This window comes from Paenibacillus sacheonensis, assembly GCF_009909195.1.
In the GTDB taxonomy this organism is placed as follows: Bacteria; Bacillota; Bacilli; order Paenibacillales; family Paenibacillaceae; genus Paenibacillus_Z; species Paenibacillus_Z sacheonensis.
Window position 1 is genome coordinate 103,236 of sequence record NZ_JAAAMU010000009.1, and the last position, 20,100, is coordinate 123,335.

Annotated in this window: 19 protein-coding genes; 10 read left to right on the forward strand and 9 right to left on the reverse strand. The window is 58.6% G+C overall.

Annotation, left to right across the window (positions count from 1 at the left end; all coding sequences use genetic code 11):
* Positions 1 to 278: 278 nt before the first annotated feature.
* Positions 279 to 785 (forward strand): stalk domain-containing protein, encoded by a 507-nt coding sequence (locus tag GT003_RS18090; protein WP_161700349.1) that lies wholly within the window; start codon positions 279 to 281, stop codon positions 783 to 785.
* 119 nt (positions 786 to 904) lie between these two features.
* Here GT003_RS18090 and GT003_RS18095 read toward each other — a convergent pair whose 3' ends face one another.
* Positions 905 to 1,693, reverse strand: coding sequence for a polysaccharide deacetylase family protein (locus tag GT003_RS18095; protein ID WP_161700351.1), 789 nt, complete (start codon positions 1,691 to 1,693; stop codon positions 905 to 907).
* A gap of 257 nt (positions 1,694 to 1,950) precedes the next feature.
* Here GT003_RS18095 and GT003_RS18100 point away from each other — a divergent pair, with 257 nt between their 5' ends.
* The 8 genes from GT003_RS18100 to GT003_RS18135 all read left to right on the forward strand — a co-directional run bounded on the left by GT003_RS18100 (position 1,951) and on the right by GT003_RS18135 (position 11,783).
* Entirely contained in the window at positions 1,951 to 3,231 is a 1,281-nt protein-coding gene (locus GT003_RS18100) for an MDR family MFS transporter (RefSeq protein ID WP_161700353.1), read from the forward strand.
* Between the two features lie 600 nt (positions 3,232 to 3,831).
* Positions 3,832 to 4,911, forward strand: coding sequence for an endospore germination permease (locus tag GT003_RS18105; RefSeq protein WP_161700355.1), 1,080 nt, complete (start codon positions 3,832 to 3,834; stop codon positions 4,909 to 4,911).
* Entirely contained in the window at positions 4,904 to 6,286 is a 1,383-nt protein-coding gene (locus tag GT003_RS18110) for a spore germination protein (RefSeq protein WP_161700357.1), read from the forward strand. Before GT003_RS18105 ends, GT003_RS18110 begins: the two co-directional genes overlap by 8 nt.
* The gene (locus tag GT003_RS18115; RefSeq protein ID WP_161700359.1) at positions 6,283 to 7,395 is read left to right on the forward strand and encodes a Ger(x)C family spore germination protein; all 1,113 of its coding nucleotides are present in this window, start codon (positions 6,283 to 6,285) and stop codon (positions 7,393 to 7,395) included. Before GT003_RS18110 ends, GT003_RS18115 begins: the two co-directional genes overlap by 4 nt.
* A 132-nt stretch (positions 7,396 to 7,527) precedes the next feature.
* Positions 7,528 to 8,712 (forward strand): FAD-dependent oxidoreductase, encoded by a 1,185-nt coding sequence (locus tag GT003_RS18120; RefSeq protein ID WP_239565958.1) that lies wholly within the window; start codon positions 7,528 to 7,530, stop codon positions 8,710 to 8,712.
* Between the two features lie 159 nt (positions 8,713 to 8,871).
* A complete protein-coding gene (locus tag GT003_RS18125) occupies positions 8,872 to 10,536 on the forward strand; it encodes a sensor histidine kinase (RefSeq protein WP_161700361.1) in 1,665 nt (554 codons plus the stop codon).
* Positions 10,533 to 11,222: a response regulator transcription factor gene (locus GT003_RS18130; protein WP_161700363.1), complete on the forward strand. Its 690-nt coding sequence runs from the start codon at positions 10,533 to 10,535 to the stop codon at positions 11,220 to 11,222. Before GT003_RS18125 ends, GT003_RS18130 begins: the two co-directional genes overlap by 4 nt.
* A 48-nt stretch (positions 11,223 to 11,270) precedes the next feature.
* The gene (locus GT003_RS18135; protein ID WP_161700365.1) at positions 11,271 to 11,783 is read left to right on the forward strand and encodes a hypothetical protein; all 513 of its coding nucleotides are present in this window, start codon (positions 11,271 to 11,273) and stop codon (positions 11,781 to 11,783) included.
* A gap of 34 nt (positions 11,784 to 11,817) precedes the next feature.
* On the opposite strand, the gene GT003_RS18140 is transcribed toward GT003_RS18135, so the two are convergent.
* The 8 genes from GT003_RS18140 to GT003_RS18175 all read right to left on the reverse strand — a co-directional run bounded on the left by GT003_RS18140 (position 11,818) and on the right by GT003_RS18175 (position 19,093).
* Positions 11,818 to 12,162 carry a hypothetical protein gene (locus tag GT003_RS18140; RefSeq protein ID WP_161700367.1) on the reverse strand — a complete coding sequence of 115 codons (345 nt, stop codon included), beginning with the start codon at positions 12,160 to 12,162 and terminating at the stop codon, positions 11,818 to 11,820.
* Positions 12,163 to 12,168: 6 nt separating this feature from the next.
* Complete coding sequence (locus GT003_RS18145) at positions 12,169 to 12,591, reverse strand: SHOCT-like domain-containing protein (protein ID WP_161700368.1); 423 nt, start codon at positions 12,589 to 12,591, stop codon at positions 12,169 to 12,171.
* A gap of 14 nt (positions 12,592 to 12,605) precedes the next feature.
* Positions 12,606 to 12,971: a DUF2089 domain-containing protein gene (locus GT003_RS18150; RefSeq protein WP_161700370.1), complete on the reverse strand. Its 366-nt coding sequence runs from the start codon at positions 12,969 to 12,971 to the stop codon at positions 12,606 to 12,608.
* 176 nt (positions 12,972 to 13,147) lie between these two features.
* Entirely contained in the window at positions 13,148 to 13,906 is a 759-nt protein-coding gene (locus GT003_RS18155) for a hypothetical protein (RefSeq protein ID WP_161700372.1), read from the reverse strand.
* Positions 13,899 to 15,923: a DUF8034 domain-containing protein gene (locus tag GT003_RS18160; RefSeq protein WP_161700374.1), complete on the reverse strand. Its 2,025-nt coding sequence runs from the start codon at positions 15,921 to 15,923 to the stop codon at positions 13,899 to 13,901. Before GT003_RS18160 ends, GT003_RS18155 begins: the two co-directional genes overlap by 8 nt.
* Positions 15,916 to 16,671: an RraA family protein gene (locus GT003_RS18165; RefSeq protein WP_161700376.1), complete on the reverse strand. Its 756-nt coding sequence runs from the start codon at positions 16,669 to 16,671 to the stop codon at positions 15,916 to 15,918. The genes GT003_RS18160 and GT003_RS18165 overlap by 8 nt, the downstream gene beginning before the upstream one ends.
* A gap of 626 nt (positions 16,672 to 17,297) precedes the next feature.
* Entirely contained in the window at positions 17,298 to 18,203 is a 906-nt protein-coding gene (locus tag GT003_RS18170) for an aldo/keto reductase (protein WP_161700378.1), read from the reverse strand.
* 17 nt (positions 18,204 to 18,220) lie between these two features.
* Positions 18,221 to 19,093 carry a fumarylacetoacetate hydrolase family protein gene (locus tag GT003_RS18175; RefSeq protein WP_161700380.1) on the reverse strand — a complete coding sequence of 291 codons (873 nt, stop codon included), beginning with the start codon at positions 19,091 to 19,093 and terminating at the stop codon, positions 18,221 to 18,223.
* A gap of 128 nt (positions 19,094 to 19,221) precedes the next feature.
* Here GT003_RS18175 and GT003_RS18180 point away from each other — a divergent pair, with 128 nt between their 5' ends.
* Positions 19,222 to 20,070 (forward strand): AraC family transcriptional regulator, encoded by an 849-nt coding sequence (locus GT003_RS18180; RefSeq protein ID WP_161700382.1) that lies wholly within the window; start codon positions 19,222 to 19,224, stop codon positions 20,068 to 20,070.
* Positions 20,071 to 20,100: the final 30 nt, after the last annotated feature.

The following is a 20,100-nucleotide window of genomic DNA, read 5'->3' on the forward strand; positions in this document are numbered from 1 at the left end:
TTAACCCTTCAGGATGGCCCAGCTGCCATCCTTTTTATTTTGTAAAGACCTAATAAGCAAGTCATTGATTCAGGCCAAATTCACCTGGGTAACATCATAATACATGGCAAACACGTCCTCAATACCCAGCTTCCGCCATGCAAATAGGCGATTTGGATCAATCTGCAGCTCAGAAGGTTAATTTCCTCTCATGGATCCAACATTGCGCTCCGCTTCACTCCGTTATTCCTGCAGTACGAGTTAGGCCCACCCATATCCGACCAAGGAGCGTGACGTAATTGAAAACGAAAAAGTTGATCCTTCCGACCGTGCTTGCCCTGAGCCTTCTGACCCCTGCAATGGCGTATGCCGATTCCATTCCGACGACGGATGACGCGATGCCATCCGCTCCGTTGAAAGAGTATGTCGTCCAGCTGAAAGCGAATGACACCATGCTGAATCTCGACGGAACCATGAAGCACATGGATACGGCTCCCATGCTGTGGCACGGCGTATTCTACGTACCGGTACGCGCATTGGCCGAAGGCGTCGGCGCTAAGGTTTCGTGGGACGATATGTCCGGGGCGACCATGGTCAACATCGGCGACGACGTGCTGAAGATCTGGATGGGCCGCGAGAAAATGGACGTTAACGGCGTGGGCATCGCGCTCGGTTCGAAGGTCATTATGAACGACGACGGCCGCATCATGGTGCCGCTTCGTCCCGTGTCCATGCAGCTCGGCTGGGATCTCGATTACAGCATGCTCGACTGGTCCGTTACGTTGACTAAAATGATGGGCAAATAAACGACAATCCTACTGCAATCCTATTGCAACTCATATAAAGAGGCCGACGGGAATTCCCGTCGGCCTCTTTCTTCGTTATGGGGTTCGCTCATAAGCGACTTGAACCTCGAACCTATGCGTTATGCATGCATTTTGCGCTCAAAGTCCGCCAGGTCTTGATCCCCCGAAATAAACAATCGCTTCAATAAATACGGATTCTGCTCGCCCGTGGTCCATCCGTCATCGAACGTGAACGCATAGACGTAACCGCTCTGCTTGGCGAGACGCATCGTTTCTTCGCTGCGCAGGCCGTACGGATAGGCGACTGCGGTCGCCTTCGTGCCGAGGTTGCGCTCGATTGCCACCTTGGATCCTTCCAGCTCATCCCGCTGCGTCTTGGCCGTATGCAGCGGCAGATACGGATGCGTCTGCGTGTGCGCCATGATGTCCCAGCCCGCCGCCTGCATCGTCTTGACCTGATCCCAGGTCAAATAGTCCTTACCGCCGACCCAACTGGTGACGAGGAATTCCGTCGCTTGAAAGCCGTATTGCTCCAGTATGGGCAGCGCGGCCGTATAATTATTCTTGTACCCGTCGTCGAACGTTATCAATACTTCCTTGCCATCCGACGATGCCTGCCCGGACAGCATCGCGCCAAATTCCTCCATCGATAGGCTGCGGTAACCTTGATCGTGCAGCCAAGCCATTTCCTGACGGAATTTCTCCGGCGAAACGACATATTCATTTCCGGCTCCGTTGTCCGCGATCGAATGATAGCAGAGCACCGGAATGCGCACCGCCCCGGCTGGCGATGACGCGAATACGGCCGTCGTACGTTTAAACTGCAGCAGCTGATCGACCGTCATGGAGAGCGACGCGGCCATAAACAGCAGCGTGGCGCACAAGACTAGAATTTTGCGTTTGTTCATTGCCGTTCCCCCGCTGTCTTTGCTTCTTCGTACGTTTATTTTACGACAGGAGCGCGAAACGAGGCCACTGTTACTTTTTCCATGGGGTTCAGAAGCTTTCCAGATGGTTTTCAACTCCGTTAACCCGCTCCAAAAGGCTCCGCTAAAGCATTGCTGCGATAAAGCCCTGCTGTTCCCCGGATATACCCCAGCGTGTATAATAATGAAGCTCATCCAATGGGCCGCATAATCTACAACAAGAGGAACTTAAATCAACCATGAGAATCAGAGATTGGGATATCAACCTGAAAATCCGCCTCGGCGGCGAAGCGGCGTTCAACGTTATATTTTGGACCTTCTTCCCGTTTTTATCGATTTATTTTACGGCCGCATTCGGCAAAGGCTGGACCGGCGTGCTGCTCGTCCTGTCGCAGCTGCTGTCCGTACTGGCTAACCTGGTCGGCGGCTACTGCGCGGATCGGTTCGGCCGCAAGCGAATGATGGTGATCGCGGCCGGCGGACAAGCGCTCGGTTACGGACTGTTCGCCATCGCGGCTTCGCCTTGGGTCGACCTGCCCATGGCAGGCTTCGCCAGCTTCACGCTAGCGAGCCTGTTCGGCTCCTTGTATTGGCCCGCAAGCCAAGCGATGGTCGCGGACGTCGTGAACGAGAAAGATCAATCCAACGTGTTCGCCATCTTCTATACGGCCGCCAACATGGCTGTCGTCGTCGGCCCGCTGCTCGGATCGCTCCTATATTCGGACAATCCGTACGCCGTGCTTGGCGTGGCGGCAGCCGTGTGCGCGGCGCTTACGCTCGTCATGAGCCGCCGACTCGGCGAGACGCGCCCCGCGATCGTCGCCGAACGGCACCGGACGAAGGACGGCACGCCCTGGTATGGCTTCATCACCGCGCAGCTGCGCGATTACCGGGTCATCGCCACGGACCGCGTATTCCTGCTGTTCAGCATCGCCGGCGTGCTGCTGGCGCAGACGTTCATGCAGCTGGATCTGCTGTTCCCGGTCTTTCTGAAGGAAACGGTCGCGCAGACCACGATCTTCTCGTTCCGCGACTGGGACCTGACGATGACCGGCCAGCAGCTGTTCGGCCTCATCGTTTCGGAGAACGGCCTGTTCGTCGCCATCTTCACCGTTATCGTGACCAAATGGATGGCGACGTACCGCGACAGATACGTGTTCATCGGCGGCGCGCTCTTCTATGCAGCCGGCATGATGCTGTTCAGCAGCATGTCGACGTTCTGGGGCTTCACGGCAGCGATCGCCGTCTTCACGCTCGCGGAGCTTATGTCCGCCGGACCGCAGCAGGCGTTCATCGCGCGGCTCGCGCCGGAGGAAATGCGCGGGCAGTATTTCGCGGCGGCAAGCCTGCGCTTCACGCTCGGCCGCACCATCGCGCCGATGTCTATCCCGCTTACCGGCTGGATCGGTTTCCAATGGACGTTCGCGCTGCTTGCGCTGCTGGCCGTGCTGTCGGCCGGCATCTATAACGTCATGTTCAATCGGCTGGAGGAGCCTCCGCGCAAGACAGAGGCCGCCTAGGCAAAGACGGCTTGGCGCAAGGCGCACCAACTTCCCATTCATCCATGGCCCTCACGAGCAGCCCGGCACCGCAATCGCGGACGCCGGGCTGCTCTTTTTGATGCCCGCCATGGCGACCTAGAACTTAATGAATGGCGTCAATAAACATCCCTCTGACTTGTACACTGAAATCTAAAATAAGTGCATATATGCACTTATTTCAGAGAAAATCGATTCCTGCGCGCAAATAAGTGCGTTTATGCAACTATTTCGCGGTTTGTGTCCAAGCGCCTGCCAATACGAGGGGGAATAGATGCATATTTGCACTTATTTGGCGTTATGAGGCCATCTGGGAGCGAATTAGTTGCATTTTTGCACTTATTTCTTCATGCATCGCTCGAACCGGCTCCATAAGCTGAAGGCCCGTTCTGCAGGCGTGATTGTCATTCACTACCAGATCTTTCTTTCCGGCATAGGTACGCTTACCCTATGAACGGTCCACCCGCCTCCGAATCCCCTCCCTCCTCCGCGCCTCCCGCGCTTGCCGCCGGACGGGCATGAATAAATTTCGCTGCTTTGGAAAACTTAACCACGTTGCATGCGAAAGGAGTATCGGATGCCATGACGACTAAAATCAATGCCTTCCAGTTGGCTGCGCTGCTGGTTACGTTTATCGGAATCTCCAACCACGTCATTATGATACCGATCCTGCTGGATACCGCGAAGCGCGACGCTTGGATCTCCGTCTTGGCCGCCATCGTTCCCTCCGTGCTTCTAGGGCTGTTATGCGTCTATATTTACAACCGCATTCCTTCTTCCCTGTCCACGTGGGTGGATAAGAAAAGCGCGCTCCTGTGGCTCCCGTTCACCCTTCTGTTCACCGTCTACTTCTCGGCCCAAGCGAGCATCAGCATACGGGATACGATCGTGTGGTCGAATACGACCTACCTGACCTACACCCCGCCGTCAGTGGTCGGCATTTGCCTGCTCGGCATCTGCTATTACACGGCAAGGAAGGGACTGGCCGCCATCGCGATCACCAACGGCATGCTGCTCCCTTGGATCGTGCTGTTCGGCTTCTATGTCATGATCGTGGACTTCGGAGTCAAGGATTACAGCTACCTGTTCCCCGTATTCAAAAATTCGGCGCAAGCGATCACGAAAGGCGCTTGGTATACCGCTTCGGGGATCACGGAGATCTTCCTCGTGCTCTTCCTGAAGGACGATATCAAAGGGAAGTTGTCCGGCAAGAGCATGCTTCCGGTCGTTCTGATTTTGATCGAGCTGACGCTCGGTCCTCTATCGGGCATCATCGCCATGTTCGGTCCGTTTGAAGCCGAGCTGCTGCGATACCCGGCCTACGAGCAGTGGCGCATGGCTTCCATCGGCAGCATGCTGAGTCAGACCGACTTCTTGTCCATCTATCAATGGTTAGCCGGCTCGTTCATCCGAATATCGCTGGCGATCCATATCATTCGCACGCTGTGGGTGAAGAAATGGCGTCATCCCGAGATTTTGCTCATTCTGATTACCCTGTTCCTCTTTGTCGTCAATCAGATCAAGCTGTCGGACGTCAAGTTCCACGAGCATGTGAAAATGTATTATACGAGCTCCAGCCTCATCTGCGGCGCTACCAGCATCGTGCTCTTGATTTGCATTTGGGCGGGAAAGAACAAGAAGGCGGTGAAACCAAGTGGCTAACCTAAGCGAAACCGATATCCGAACACTGTTCGAGGGCTGCGGGGACGTCACGTTCGAGCCGACCGGCGGCTTTCTGTTCGTTTTCTGCCAAGGCATGTCCAACCGGGAGCAAATCAATGAATTGAGCCTTTCCGGCAAGGACGTATGGCGACAGCATCCCGTGACCTTGACGTCGGCCTGGAAAAGCCAGCTCTCCTCGCTCGTATTCAACGGGGACCTGCTCCTCTTCGATTCGGAAGCCGCCTGCTGTTACGTGCAATACGTCGCGGATCCGCCCCAAAGATCCCCGGAAGAGTCCGTCACGGAGACGTCCTCGAAGGGAGCGCGCGACGGATTTACCGAGAGCCTCGCAATCAACGTCGCGCTGATCCGCAAACGGCTGTTAACGCCGACGCTCAAGGTGGAATCCTTTACGATCGGCGTCAGGAGCCAGACCCAGGTATGCCTGCTCTATATCCAGGACATCGCGAACAAGGGCGCCGTCGACGAGGCTCGGGCGAGACTCCGGAAAATCCAACTCGACGCCCTCATCACGAGCTCGCAGCTGGAGGAGGCCCTCTCGGACAAGAGCTTGTGCGTGGTCCCGCTGATCGACAATACCGGGCGGCCCGATTTTGCTTCGGAGTACCTGACCGGCGGCAGGTTCGCGATCCTGCTGGACGGCTCGCCGCTGGCTATCATTGCGCCCATTACGCTGACCTCGCTCGTCAAGTCGCCGGAAGACGGCTATTATCGCTCGATCATCAGCTCGTTCCAGCGGATCATCCGCCTGTTCGGCTGGTACTTGGCGCTGTTCCTGCCCGGATTCTACGTCGCGTTGACCGGCTTTAATTTCGAGCAGATTCCGCTGCCGCTGCTGGCGACGATCGCGACGAACCGCATCGGGCTGCCGACCTCGGTTCCCTTCGAGGCGCTTGCCGTCCTCGTCTTGTTCGAGTTGTTCAAGGAAGCCGGCCTGCGGCTCCCGAAGTCGGTCGGGCCGACGGTCACCGTCGTCGGCGGCATCATCGTGGGCGATGCCGCCATCCGGGCGGGCATTACGTCCCCTACGGTCACCGTCGTCGCCGCGACCACGGTCATCGCCGGCTACACGCTCGTGAATCCGACGCTGAGCGGCGTCGTGTCGATCATCCGCATTCTCATCTTGATCGTCTCCTCGATTCTCGGGATGTTCGGGTTCTTCATGGCCGTCTTCTTCGTCGTCGCTTATTTATCCGACCTCAAGTCGTTCGGCGTCCCCTACCTCTCCCCGCTGTCGCCTCCGTCTTGGGCGGACATTACGGGGGCGCTGCTGAAGAAACCGGCGGATCGGATACGCAAGCGCGCGCAGAACCTCCATTTGCAGGACGATACGAGGATGAAGGACGAATCATGATGAAACAAGCCTGGAAGGCTGCAGCGGTCGGCTGCATGCTCGTATCCCTCTGCGGTTGCTGGGACGTCAAAAACATTCAATATTTTAACTTCGTCAATATGATCGGCATCGATTACGTCGACGGCAAGTACCTGATCTACGCGCAAATCAATGAGCTGGCCTCCATGTCCAAGCAAGAAGGGAGCGGCAGCACGCCCAATCCGATCGTCGTCGGGAAGGGAGAAGGCCCCAGCATCGGGATGGCCGCGTTCGACCTGCAGAAGGAAAGCCAGATGCGGATGGATTGGACGCAGAACAAAGCTTTTATCTTCAGCGATCGCATGCTTGCCAGAGGCTTCTTCGATATTCACGACGAGCTGATGCGAACGCGCGATCAGCGCTACACGCCCTGGGTATTCGCGACGAGCGATGACCTGGCGAAAGTGCTCAGCACGAAACCCATCACCGGCAGCTCCTCGATCAACACCATGTATTATCAGCCGAACCTCCTGTATAAACAGATGCAGTCGTCCTTCGAGCCGGAGACGTACCAGAAGTTCGTCCGATCTTCGAGGGAACCGTTCGAGACGGCGCTCGTCGATCACGTCAAGCTTACCGAGAACTGGGATAAGGACGGCAAGCCGTTTACGCTGCCGATTGTGAACGGCCTGGTCGCGCTTCGGCACGGCAAGAGCGAAGCAAGGTTCAACCGCGAAGAAGCGAGCGGCGTGAAATGGCTGAAGGAGAAGACGCTGCGCGGCATCCTCCCCTTCAAGGACGACCAAGGCATGTTCATCGGAACCGCGGCGGTCAAGAACAACAAGGTCAAGAAAACGCCGGCTTACAAGGACGGCAAGCGAATCGTCAAACTGTCCATCACGATGAGCGCATCCCTTCGGGAACAGAAGAAGCGGCTTGGACTGACCGAGATCAATGCGCTGCTGAAGAAGAACGTCGAGAACGAAATCATGCAAACCTACGAGATCGGGAAGAAACGATCCGTCGATATTTACTCCTTGAACGAAGTCTGGTATCGCAAAGGACTCGCCGTCGATGATAGCATCCCCGGGCTTGAACTGCATGTCAAAATCAAACTGATGGCTACGAACATGTTCGAGCTGCGGGATTAGCCAAATGCAACCGAATGAAGTCGAAGCGTCGTTCATCATCCGTTCATCTTCGCCTGACATGATAGAGGCAGCTCATTCGTTATGCTTCGCCGCTCGTCATGCAGACGCAAACTACCGAGGAGATGAATAGATATGACCATGAACGCTTCAACAACAGCATCATTAGCAGATAGGCAACAACGCATCGCTATTATAGGAGGAGGTCCAGGCGGACTGACGCTGGCCCTGATTCTGCAGAAGAACGGCATTCCGGCCGTCGTCTACGAACGCGAGCCGGTCGACAAGAATGCCGCGCGCGGCGGCTCGCTGGACATCCACGAAGATTCCGGGCAGCTGGCGCTTAAGGAAGCCGGGCTGTACGAGCAATTCCAAGCCCTTGCCCGTTATGAAGGAGAGGATTTCCGGCTCTTCGACAAAAGCGGCCGTGTCTACATGGATGAAATCGCGGAAGCCGATCAGCCGGGAGACCGTCCGGAGATCGATCGCGGCACGTTGTGCGAGCTGCTGCTGAACGCCCTTGATCCCGAGACGGTCCGCTTCGGCCATAAACTGCTTCAAGCCGTTCCTCAGGCCGACGGAACGCATGAGCTCCGCTTCGAGAACGGCTTGATCGATACCGTCGATCTGGCGGTCGGCGCGGACGGCGCTTTCTCCAGAATCCGCCCGCTGCTGACGAAGGCCGAGCCCGCGTACAGCGGTCTCAGCATGATCGAGCTCCAAGTCGACGCCAAAGCGCATCCCGATCTCGCGGCCTTCAACGCCCGCGGCAAAATGTTCGGTCTCGGCGACCATAAAGCCATTCTTGGACAGTTGAACGGCAACGGCTTCGTCAAGGTCTACGCCAGCCTGCGCGTCGAACGCGATTGGCTTCAGACCTGCGGGATTGCGTTCGATCGGCCGGCGGAAGCCAAAGAGCGGCTGCTGGCGCATTTCGAAGATTGGGACGATTCGCTGAAGAACTATATCCGGTACGCGGAGGATACGCTCCTGCCAAGGCGCATCTACATGCTGCCCGTCGGCCTGCGGTGGACGCGAAGATCCGGCGTCACGCTGATCGGCGACGCGGCGCACCTGATGTCTCCGTTTGCCGGCGAAGGCGTGAATCTGGCGATGCTCGATGCCGCGAGGCTGGCGCTCGCGATCGTCGAACACGGCGATATCGACAAGGCGATCGAGGTCTATGAAGAGCAGATGTACGCCTATTCGTCGCATTCGGCACAGCAATCGCAGGACAACCTCGAGCTGATCTTCGCCGACGACGCGGCGGCACGGCTGAAGGCGCTCTTCGAACGGTACCATGCCCAGTCTGCACACTAAGTCGAATCGAAATGGCCGTTTGGCGAGGCGCTATGAAGCGCAGCCATGCGGCCTTCTTTCATTTCGAGCCGCCGGCCGGCGCTATTTTATTCTTTTTTTAGACATCCGTTATCGTTTGTTTACGGACGCCGGCTACAATGGGAAGAAAGGAGCGCTCTTATGTCCATTCGAAAAAAACTGTACCTCTCCCATGTCGCGATGATCGCCATCCCCGCCCTGCTGTTCGGACTCGCGGTCATGATGACTGCGGGCATCTATATGCGGGACATGGCGCCCGGCGCCATCCATGGATCCGCGCAGCAGCGATCCGGTCCGTTCGGCGCGATCCGCGAGCTGTTCGGCGGGCGAACCGAGCTTGCTTCGGGCTTGCGGTTCATTGCCGGACATGACCCCAGCCTGCTAAACGATCCGACCTTCCTCGCAGAGACGGAAGCGGAGCTTGCCGCCGTGAAGGCCGGGATCGTCATCCTGTCGGGCGGGCAGGCCGTCTACGCCTCTCCCGGCCTCGACGCGGATGAGATCGCGAGCCGTTCAAGCGAGGCGGAACAAACCGGCAGCAATCATGGCTGGGGCCCCGGACCTCCCGTCGGCAGCGGCTTGGAGCGCATCGCCTTCCAAGCGGCCGACGGATCGGCGGGCGCGTTGATCATCGCGTCGGACATGGAACCGGTGGCGAAATTCTTCCGCAAATTCGTCCCGACCGCGCTCCTCCTGCTCATCGGCGCGCTGGCGCTGACGAACGGCATCCTCACGTTCCTCGTCTCGCGCAGCATCATCAAGCCGCTCTACGCGCTCAAAGCCGCCGCGGAACGAATCCGCGAGGGCGACTTGGACCGATCCGTGCGACTGGAGCGGCAGGACGAGATCGGGCGCCTCGGTGCCGCTTTCGAAGAAATGCGCATCCGGCTGAGGGACTCGCTCAGCGAAGGGATGGAGCTGGAGCAGAACCGGAAGGAACTGCTCGCCCATATCTCCCATGATCTGAAGACGCCGATTACGGCCATTCAAGGCTGCGTGGACTGCCTTCAAGACGGCGTCGCGGACACGGAGGAGAAACGGCGCAAGTACGTGGCCATGATCGGCGGCAAGACCGCCGGCATGAACCGCATGATCGAGGAGCTGCTGCTCTATTCCACGCTCGACATCGGCAAGCTTCCCTTTCATTTCGAACGGCTGGATATGAACGAATATCTCCGACAGGTCGTCGGCGAGCTCCGGCTGGACCCGCGCATAAGCGGCGTACAAGTCGATTTAATCGCCGGGGATGATTTGTCGTACGAGGCAGGGGCTGATTCACGGACTGGAGCAGGAACGGAAACCCGAGTCGAAGAACGAACCGAAGAACGAACCGAAGAACGAACCGAGGCACGAACCGAGGAACGAACCGAGGCACGAACCGAGGAACAGGCGAACGCCCGAGCCGAAGCGCAGGCCATGGTTATGGCGGACCGGGAGAAGCTGCACCGGGCGATCCAAAACATCGTCGACAACAGTCTCAAATCGATGATTGCCGAACCGCGGACGCTTCGGTTCGCGCTGGCGCGAACGGCCGGAGGAAGCGTCGCCGTCCGGGTGACGGACAACGGCACCGGCATTCCGGAAGAAGCGCTGCCTTACGTATTCGACCGCTTCTTCCGGGCGGAGCCGGCCCGGCGCGCGGATGCGGGCAGCAGCGGACTGGGCCTCGCGATCGTGAAACAAATCGTGGACGAGCACGGAGGTTCGGTCCGCGCGTACCGATCGGCGGCAAGTACGGGCACGACGATCGCGATCGAGCTGCCGCCGGCTCCGGGATCGGCTGCGCGGAAAGGAGATGCCCGATGAAGCGGATATTGATCATCGAAGACGATCCCGTCATCGCCGAGGTCCAGCATGATTATTTGGAAGCGAGCGGCTTGGCGGCAGACATCGCCGAACGCGGCGAACAGGGACTGGAGATGGCGCTGCGGCAGCGGTACGACCTGATTCTGCTCGATTTGATGCTCCCCGGCATGGACGGCTACGAGGTGTGCAGGCAGATCCGGGCGGCGAGCAACGTACCGATCCTGATCGTCTCGGCGAAGAAGGAAGAAGTGGACAAAATCCGCGGCTTCGGACTCGGCGCGGACGATTATATCCTTAAGCCCTTCGGCCTGGGCGAGCTCGTTGCCCGCGTGAAAGCGCATCTGGCCCGCTACGACCGTCTCGTCGGGGGCGGCGAATGGCGGCGGGACGAGCTGCGGCTTCATGGCATACGGATCGACCGCCAGGCGCGCCGGGTATTCGTGAACGAGGCGGAAGTTCCGTTTACGGCCAAAGAATACGAGCTGCTCCTGTTCCTCGCGCAGCATCCGAACCGGGCGTTCCGGAAGGAAGAGCTGTTCGAACGCATCTGGGGCCAAGACGCGCTCGGCGATTACGCCACCGTAACCGTGCATATCGGCAAGCTGCGCGAGAAGATCGAGCCCGATCCGTCCAAGCCGAGATACGTGGAGACGATCTGGGGCGTCGGCTATCGATTTAACGTTTAACCATCTTAATCATAAACCGTACTTCACATTCGGAAAGGAGGCTGCCGCATGAGTAAGCTTACCCTGCAACGACGGCGCATTTTGCTGCTGCTTCATCTGATCTTCGCTTCCATCATGCTCGGCGGCCAAGCGACGTTCATCATCCTGGCCCTGACGGCCTCGATGACGGACAGCGCGGCTACCCTGCGAACCTGTTACGACGTCATGCACCTGCTGGCCGATACGAGCGTAAGGGCTTCGACGATCGGCACGACGGTGACCGGCATCCTGCTGTCGGTGCTCACCTCCTGGGGCCTGTTCCGCTACTATTGGCTGATCGCCAAGGAAGTGCTCACGCTCGTCACGATCGCCATCGGCTTCGTCGGGCTGCATGCATGGACGCTTCGCGGCGTTCGGCTCTCCGAAGCGCCGGTCATGAATGCGTGGGCGGAGCCGGGGTTCACGGTGAATCATACTTGGCTGTGGATCGGCATCCTGCTGCAGTCGATCTCCTTGATCGTGCTGTTCATCCTCTCCGTATGGAAGCCGGGCGGGAAGGTCAAGGCCGCGAGAAGCCTTTAATAAGGCAGAAGTCGCAGCTTACAGCAGCTAGGCCCTACAACCTGATCCACACTTTCGTGCCGTCCCCAGCCTGCACATCGACCAGAACCGTTCCTTTGCAGCGCTGCAGCTCGTTGATGAGCTGCCTGAGCGCCTGCTTCGTGCTTCGGTTTTCGACAATCGACAGCAGCAGTTCCTTCCCGAACCGGCTGCCTACCGAGCCGAAATTCGGCGCCAGGCTCGATTCATCGCCCGCATGCATGCCGTCCATGTTCAGCCAGCCTCTCATTTTGCGCCGGAATAAGCCGGAGGTCAGGATGCCGCTCCCTAGGCGTAATACGACATAAGGGACCGGAATCGCAAACGCGTGGTCCTGGCTCTTCACCTTCACGACTATCATGGCCCGTTACTCGATCACGACGGTGATGGTCTCTTCACCGGAGCGAATGTCGACGATTTGCCCGTCAAGCTCGTTTTCGATAGCATCGATCAGCAACGCGATATCGATATCCTTCACATAGTTCGCAGCCTGCGGAATATTGGACGCTATGCTGTGCCCCGCCCCGAGAACGGCCTTCACCAGTTTCATCGGCACGTTGATGTTGATGCTCTCGTTGTCTTGGGAATTAACCCGTACTTTCAGCGTTTTGTTCAAATACGCGCCGGATGTCGATGACGGTTGCTTGGAATAGTCGGGTTTCCCCATTGTCCGCGCGGCTTGCGATGCGGGAGCCGTTTGCTTCAACGCGTTAATTAACTCCGAAGCCTTGTCTGAATCGATTTTGCCTTCCTGCAACATGGACAGTACTCTGCCGATTTCTTCTTTCATCGTCTTCCTCCTCCTTATTCACCCTTTAACATTTTGAGCGCTTCATCCGCGGTGATTTCGCCGTTCTCCAGCATGGAGATGACCTTCCGCTCATCGGCTTCCGGCTTCTTCTGCGCGTCGTATCCGAGGGATGCAATGATATCGTTGAGCTTGCCGCGCACCGTCGGGTAAGAGATGCCGAGTTCTTTCTCCACTTCCTTGATGTTGCCCCTGCTCACTAGAAAGGTAATTACAAAATGGAGCTGTTCAGGCGAAAGCAGCGCCAACTTCGATAATTCAAACTTGTTCTCGATCGTCGTCCGGCAATGCCCGCATTCCAGCTTGACGGCGTGCAACTGATGGTCGCATACCGGACACTGCGTGAGGATAGGATATTTCATATGCCTCCCCTTTCTTTCTTTTATTAAATTATAAATCAACAAATTTAATTTGTATACGTATAATATTAACTATTTTAATTTTGTTATTAATTATATTGATTTAACTTACTGTCATCCATCAAAAGCAAAAAGGCAGCTCGGCACGCATCGAAGCGTGATCCAAACTGCCTTTTCTTCTATTCCCGTTCGCCGGGGTCCCCGAAATGGAACAACGGCTGCAGGTCGCGCCATAGCTGCTCCTCTTCCGAAACCTCCGGGCCCCATGGCTCGAAATGCGGGAGCATCGCGGCCGGCCAGTCCGAAGGCGTCTGCTTGGAATCCAGCAGCCCCGCGCGGGACGGCTCTACCAAGCCCGGCGACTCGGCGTACGAGAAAATATACGCGCCGAAGCTGCCGATCATGTAGTACTTGTTGAACTTGCGCGGCAGCTCTTCCTGCAGCTGATAATGCAGGTAGACGTAGCTGCTGTACATGGCCGGCTTCAGCCGTGCGAGCTTGCCGTGGCGCTGCGCCGGCTTCCAATCCGGCCGCCGCCATGGGACGTCGTCCATAGGGACGTCGTCGTGGAAAATATCGTTCATTCGCAGCACGAACGATGCTTCCGCCTGCAGGGAAGGCCACGCGTCCAGCAGCGGTCGGAGCCCGGTCATGTCCCATAGGCGCTCAGCCTGCAGGAGAGCGGAGTCCGGCTCGGCCGATTGAGGCAGTGCCGTCCCTGCTGCCGTTGCGTTTGGACCGCCGCTCTGTTGTTCCGGCAGCTCCGCGTACAAGAATAGATAGCGCCCCAGCCGAAATAGGCTGCAGGCAGCGGCGCCCATCGATACCAGCTGCGTTCGCAGCTCCCCTCGGACGGCCTCGAGCGCAGGGAGGAAAGCCTCCTCCCTGCCCTGCTTGATCGCGGAGACGCCCATGAACCGGGTATCCGGCTTAGCCATTGGCTGCCGCCTCCCAGGGTTCGAGGTAGGAAGGATCGTTCGCGAAACGCGTCATGCCGAGCGCAAGCGTAATCCGGCAGCCCGGCAGCAGCTCCAACTGCAGCCATTTGTCGTCCACGTCCGCTTCCCGCTCCACGGCCGGCGGCACGAAGAGCCCGCTTGGCATTTTCTCCATCGTCGTCGAACCGGACAGCTTGCTGCCGTCATCCTGGGCGGCTCCCGTCACGGTGTAAGTCACGCCCGTAAACTGATGCTCGCCGAAAGCCCCGGCTTGCAGGATGACATTGCGGGTCTCCGTCGCATTCAGGTTCACGAGCTCCACGACCGTGCGGTCCGCCGTCAGCGAGCTGACGAGCGCCGCGACGTCCTGCGGCAAGCCCGGACGCTTGACGTCCGCGTCGAAGTAACGCAGGCGGGAGGTTAACAATCCGCCGTTGTACAGCGGTGAAGGCGCGCCGAGCGTCAGCTGCAGCAAGCCCTCCAGCGTGATCGGGTTGCGGATCTGAATGTAATCGTCCTTGTAGCCCGCCGGATTCTCCGTGTCCGTCCGCATGAAGTGCAGACGCTGATAGATCTGCGACAAGTTGTAGGTCAGGATTTCTTCCGGATAGTTCGGATATTCGCCTTCCAGGTACGAGACCCACGCATAATCATGTCCGGCCTGGTCCTTCGCCCGGTAATAGCGGATATGGTCCCAATCCGGCTCGGCGTAATTCCGCAGCGACTTCAGCAGCTCGCGGTCCTTCTCCTCCATGGACATGTACCACAGATGCGTCGGATACACGGGGTCCATCGGCTGGAACTCGAACCAGCCGTCCTTCCAGAGCACCGATTTGTCCTCCTTGCGGAACGCGACCGACTTCGTGCGGTCCTCGAAGAGCACGTTGTTCATCTGCATGTCGAAGCCGTACCAGCCCGGATCGCCGAACTTGTAAGGGATGAAGCGCGTGCCGTCCACGACCTCCGCCTGCTCGTTCATCTTCGCGAGCTGCGTGCGCAGGAATTCCGCGTAGGACGGATCCCGCTCGAGCAGCATCGCGTTCTGCGCCGCGACGCCGACGCCTTGACCGATGCTGACCCAGCCGTGCGGCCATGTCCAGCCGTACCAGCCGCCGTACCATTTGCCCCCGTTATGCTCGCCGATCTTGCCCGTCAGCCCGATGTTGTCGGGGATCATGCCGCCGTTTTCCCGCGAACGCTCGATCCATGCATCGACGTAAGTCTTCACCCATGACTTGTACTTCGGATCGCCCGTGTGCAGATAGGCATTGGTCACCATGCTCGTCGCGAGCAGGTTGAGCGGCACGTCGCCGCGCGCCATCCGGTCCGCGACGGCGTTGCCGAGCGCCAGCGCGCCCGCTTCGGTCCTCGTGTCGTCGATCGTGGTGACGCCCGGGACGTCCTGGAAATGCAGGCCGTAGAAACGCATCCACTCCGCGTAGTGCCAGCCCTTGCGGTTTTGCTCGATGTTCCGGTCCGTCGCGCCCTTGCTCCCCGAATGCGGATACGGAATGATCCGATGCTCCTCGTCGTAGTTGACGACCTCCGGGTCCTCGTTCAGGAACAGTCCGGCGAAGCGCATGGCGCGCTCCCGGATCTTCGGATCCTGCGGATCCATCATGCCCATATGGTAAAAGAACGTATAGCCTTCGCCCTGATGGAACCAATCGTAGCCCTGCTCGTATTCGTTCTCGATCATCTTGTGGCCGGTGCCGGTGTCGTACTTCGCGAACTGCTTGGTGATGGCCTCGAACTCGTGCTTGGAGAGCGACTTGAACTTCTCGTGGCCGCCTAATACGTAGAATAACGGCCAATTGAAAAAGCTCTCGTACATGTCGTCCAGCGCGTCGATTCCGGTATGGGCATCGGACGCCGGCCACAGAATCGACCCGTCCGGACGGACGTAGCGCGCCATCAGCGGTTCGACCGCCTCGTTCATGAGATCGATCAAACGGCGCTCGAGGAGCGCCCACTTGGGCGGTTCGTAGAAAGGATGCTCGCCGCGGAGCTTAAGCATAGCCGTTCTCCTTCTTCCAGTTCTCGAATTCGATCTTCGCTTCGGCGTTCGGCGGATAGTGCGTGTGCAGCGATGCGCCTTCGTCCAGCTTCATCTTGATCCAGCGCTCTTCCAGCTCGTCGTGGGCGCGGGCGATCTTCACGATCTCTTCCACGCACTGCGGCGGAATCGCGACGACGCCGTCACGGTCGGCCAGAATGATATCGCCCGGCACGACGGACACGCCGCCGCAGCGGATCGGTTCGTTGAAGCCGACGGACATGAGCGAGCGCGGAATCGCCCCGCCGTGCACGCCTTTGGCGTAGACCGGGAAGTTGACGTCTTTTACGCGCTGCAGGTCGCGGATACAGCCGTCGACGATGATCGCCTGGCCGCCCAGGTACCGCACGCGGCGGGTGAAAATATCCCCGATGACGCCCGTCTCCATGTGGCTGCCCGTGTCGATGACGAGCACGTCGTTCTTCGTCATGGACTCCAGCGACGTCCGGTGCGGCGACTCCTCCAGCTTGTCGGACTCGTACTGCTGCTTCACGAGATCCTCGCGCAGCGGGATGAAGCGCAGCGTCACGGCGCGGCCGACCGCGCTCTGCTGGTCGTCCGGGAAGGCGAGCGGCATGATGCCTTGCATGTAGGCGTTGCGGTAGCCCATCTCGACGAGCGTATGGGACGCGGTGCTGACGCTGACGAGCTTCAGTTCTTCGAGCAGCTCGTCGCTGATGGTTGCGGTGTTTTTTACGATATACGTCATTAGGGACACTCCTTTAAGTTTCGCTGTAGTTTGATGGAGCTGCAGGCATGGCCTTCGGCCGGTATGGGACTGCGCTCGCTGTTGTACCTCGGAAATCTATGATTTGATAAAACATGTAGAGGTTGATTTCCGGTTACAAAGGCGAGACTCCGTCTCCATACCGGCCTACGGCCACTTTTTTTTGCTCTCTTCGTCGTTCCGACGTATCTGGTGTCCGCGCTTAGTTGCGGACACTTTGGTTCTTAGGCTGGCCCTGCGGACACTTCGGTCCTTAGTTGCGGACACCTGGGTTCTTAGAGATGGCTGCGGGTCAGCAGCCTTCCGTGCCGCACGCACCGCCGCACCTCGCACGAGATGCCGTGCGGTTGGCAGCCTTTGGCCTGCTTACTTGTCGGAATAAGTGCGATTCTGCACTTATTTTTACACGCGAATGGATATTGGGGGAAATAAGTGCAAATATGCACTTATTTCGACCCATTACTGTTTGAAAGAGCCTCGTGTTGGTTGATTAGTTGCAGATTTGCACCTATTTACAATTTCAGAGCGATTTTGATGGAATTAAGTGCATATTTGCATCTATTTCTTACCTATCGACTCTCGGAAGCATGGCACGTTGGCTAGTTAGCCTACTTGAACAAGGACGGCGCGCCTTTGAACAGCTGCAGCACGCGCTCGTGATCCTTCGGATCCAAGCCTTGGCCGTCGCAGAAGGCGGCGTTGGCCCGAATGAAGCTGCTGGTCGCAGCACCCGTCAGGGTAACGTGAATATCGGGATTTTGCAGGCTGAAGCGATAGCCCGGCTCGATGAGCCCCTTCGGCTCGGTGCGGCGCAGGAACTTCAGCTTCTCCATCCGCTCCGCGGCCGCGTCGATCATGTCCTGGCCCAGGAACTCGGCCGGTGATTCGGCGAGCAGGCCCATGCCGAGCACACTGCCGTTGATGACGCCCATGTTCTTCGCTCTTGCCAGCGGCAGGATCTCGTCCGCCGCGGAGAAGTCGACCAGCATGTAGCGGGCATAAAATTGGATCGCGTCGAACTGGTCCGTCTCCATGTAACGCTTCATGAGCGGCAGGACGCGCGTGCTGAAGCCGATATTGCGGATCTTGCCGTCGGACCGAAGCTTCTGCAGCGCGGGAAGCGTCTCGTTCATGATGAGCTCGTAGGGCTGCTTCTCCAAGTCGTGGATCTGCAGGAGGTCGACGTAATCCGTCCGCAGCCGCTTCAAGCTGCCCTCTACGGAAGCGATCGTGCTCGCGTAGTCGTGGGGCAGATCAGCACGCACGGCTTTGGTCGACAAGACGACCTTCTCCCGCCGGCCGCCGCGAAGCGCATTGCCGATCCGCTCCTCCGACTTGCCGCTTCCATACAGCGGCGCCGTGTCGATGAAGGTAATGCCGAGGTCGATCGCCTCGTGAACGGTGCGCTCCATCTCCGCCTCGGTCGTGTTCTCGAAGCCGCCGCCGAGCGGCGCGCCGCCAAGCCCCAGCTTGGAAACGCGAAGTCCGGTCTTGCCGAATGTGGTATATTCCACGATGTTTTAGCCCCTTTCTATTTCACTTCGTTAACGAGCGTCCCGATGCGATCGATCGTGATCTCGATGCGGTCGCCGCTTGCCAGCGTGAACGGTTCCGGCGGCACGATGCAGGTGCCGGTGAACAAGCAGGTACCGTCCTCGAACACGTTGTCGCGGAACAAGTACTCCGCCAGCTCCGTCAGCTTTCGCTTCAGCTGTCCCACGGAGGCATCCGCTTCCCATACGGCCGCATCGCCTCTCACGATACGGGCCCGAATCGTCCATTCGTACGGGTTTTCTTCCGGGTCGGCCAGGCGGATTGCCGGACCGATCGAGCAGGAGCCGTTCCAGATTTTTGCCTGCGGAATATAGAGGGCGTTGTCCTTCTCGATATCCCGCGCGCTCATGTCGTTGCCCGCCGTGTAGCCGGCGATTTTTCCTTCCCGATCGAGCACCAGGACGAGCTCCGGCTCCGGCACTTGCGAGTTGGAATCGCTCCGCAGCCGAACTTGTCCGCCGGGCGCTGCAAGGCGCGAAGCCGTGGACTTGAAGAACAGCTCCGGCCGTTCCGCCTCGTACACCTTGTCGTAGATCGTCGGCTCGGACTTCGCTGCGCCTCCGACCGCTTCCGACCGCGCGCTGCGGCTGCGTTCGTAGGTCACCCCTGCCGCCCATACTTCCGCCGGCGCGACCGGCAGCTGCGTCATGCGCTCATCGTATTTACCGAACGGGCGTTGTCCGTCTAATCGTGCCGTTATCCATGCCTGAGGCGACTCTCCCTCGCCGCGCGCTGCTTCCAGCAAAGCCGGAAACGAGTCCACCGGCAGACGGTACATGTCCCCATCGTCGGTAATCGCCGCAAAAACCGCGTCCCCTCCGGGATTCGCCGCCGCTCGTGCCACTCTCATGTTGTCACCATCCCAAGTATGTCGATTTTGCTATTCCGAATACCACTTTCTCACTATATAATAGAATTTAATCGGATTAGATATCGCGTTTTTGCGATCGACACCATTATTTTGCGGAGCTGATAGAGATGTATGAAGCACGTTACGTGGCCAAACCGGATTTTGACCGCTTTCCCGGCTACCCCATCGCGATCGGACATATTTTCGAAGAGACGGGCCATCTCGTGAACGGAACGCTCTACCCCCCGCTTATGTACAATCTGCATCTCGTGGTGCGCGGGCGCGGCTGGCTCAAGACGGAGAACGAGACGCTGGAGCTGCTGCCGGGCACAGGCTTTCTCTGCTCGCCGCACCAGGTGCAGCGCTTCGGTTCGGACAGCCGGGAGCCGTGGGAGGTCTGGTGGATTCTCTTCGGCGGCGAGGGACTGCAGGCGATGTTCGGCGATAAAAGCATGGGTGACGTATGGGTCTTCTCGTTCGAGGAGCATGAGCGGCTGGAGGGGTTGATTCGGGAGCTGTGGCGGCTGGCCGGGCTGAGCAGCGTGCCGAGCGTACCGAAGAAAGCGGCGCTGCTCTACGAAATCATCGCGGAGGTGATGCTCGGAGCAGGCGACCTGAATGCGCCGAGCACGCGCAGCTTGGAGCAAAATATGCGGCGAACCGCGGAATACATGCGCACGAATTGCAGCAAGCGGCTGCCGCTCGGCAAGCTCGCCGCATTCAGCGGACTGAGTCCCGCCTACTTCAGCCGCAGCTTTCACGAAGCGATGGGCGTGCCGCCGCTCGTCTACCTGAACGAGCAGCGTATCGAATTGTCCAAGCAGATGCTGATCACGACGACCAAGCCGGTGAAGCAGATCGCGCTGGAGGCCGGCTTTGCGAAGCCGAGCTATTTTATCGAACGCTTCCGCCTCGCGGCAGGCATGACGCCGACGGCTTATCGGGCGGGGTTTACCGGAGGGAACGCCGAGGTTTGACTCTCTTGGCTCCATCAAAGCTCTGCATGC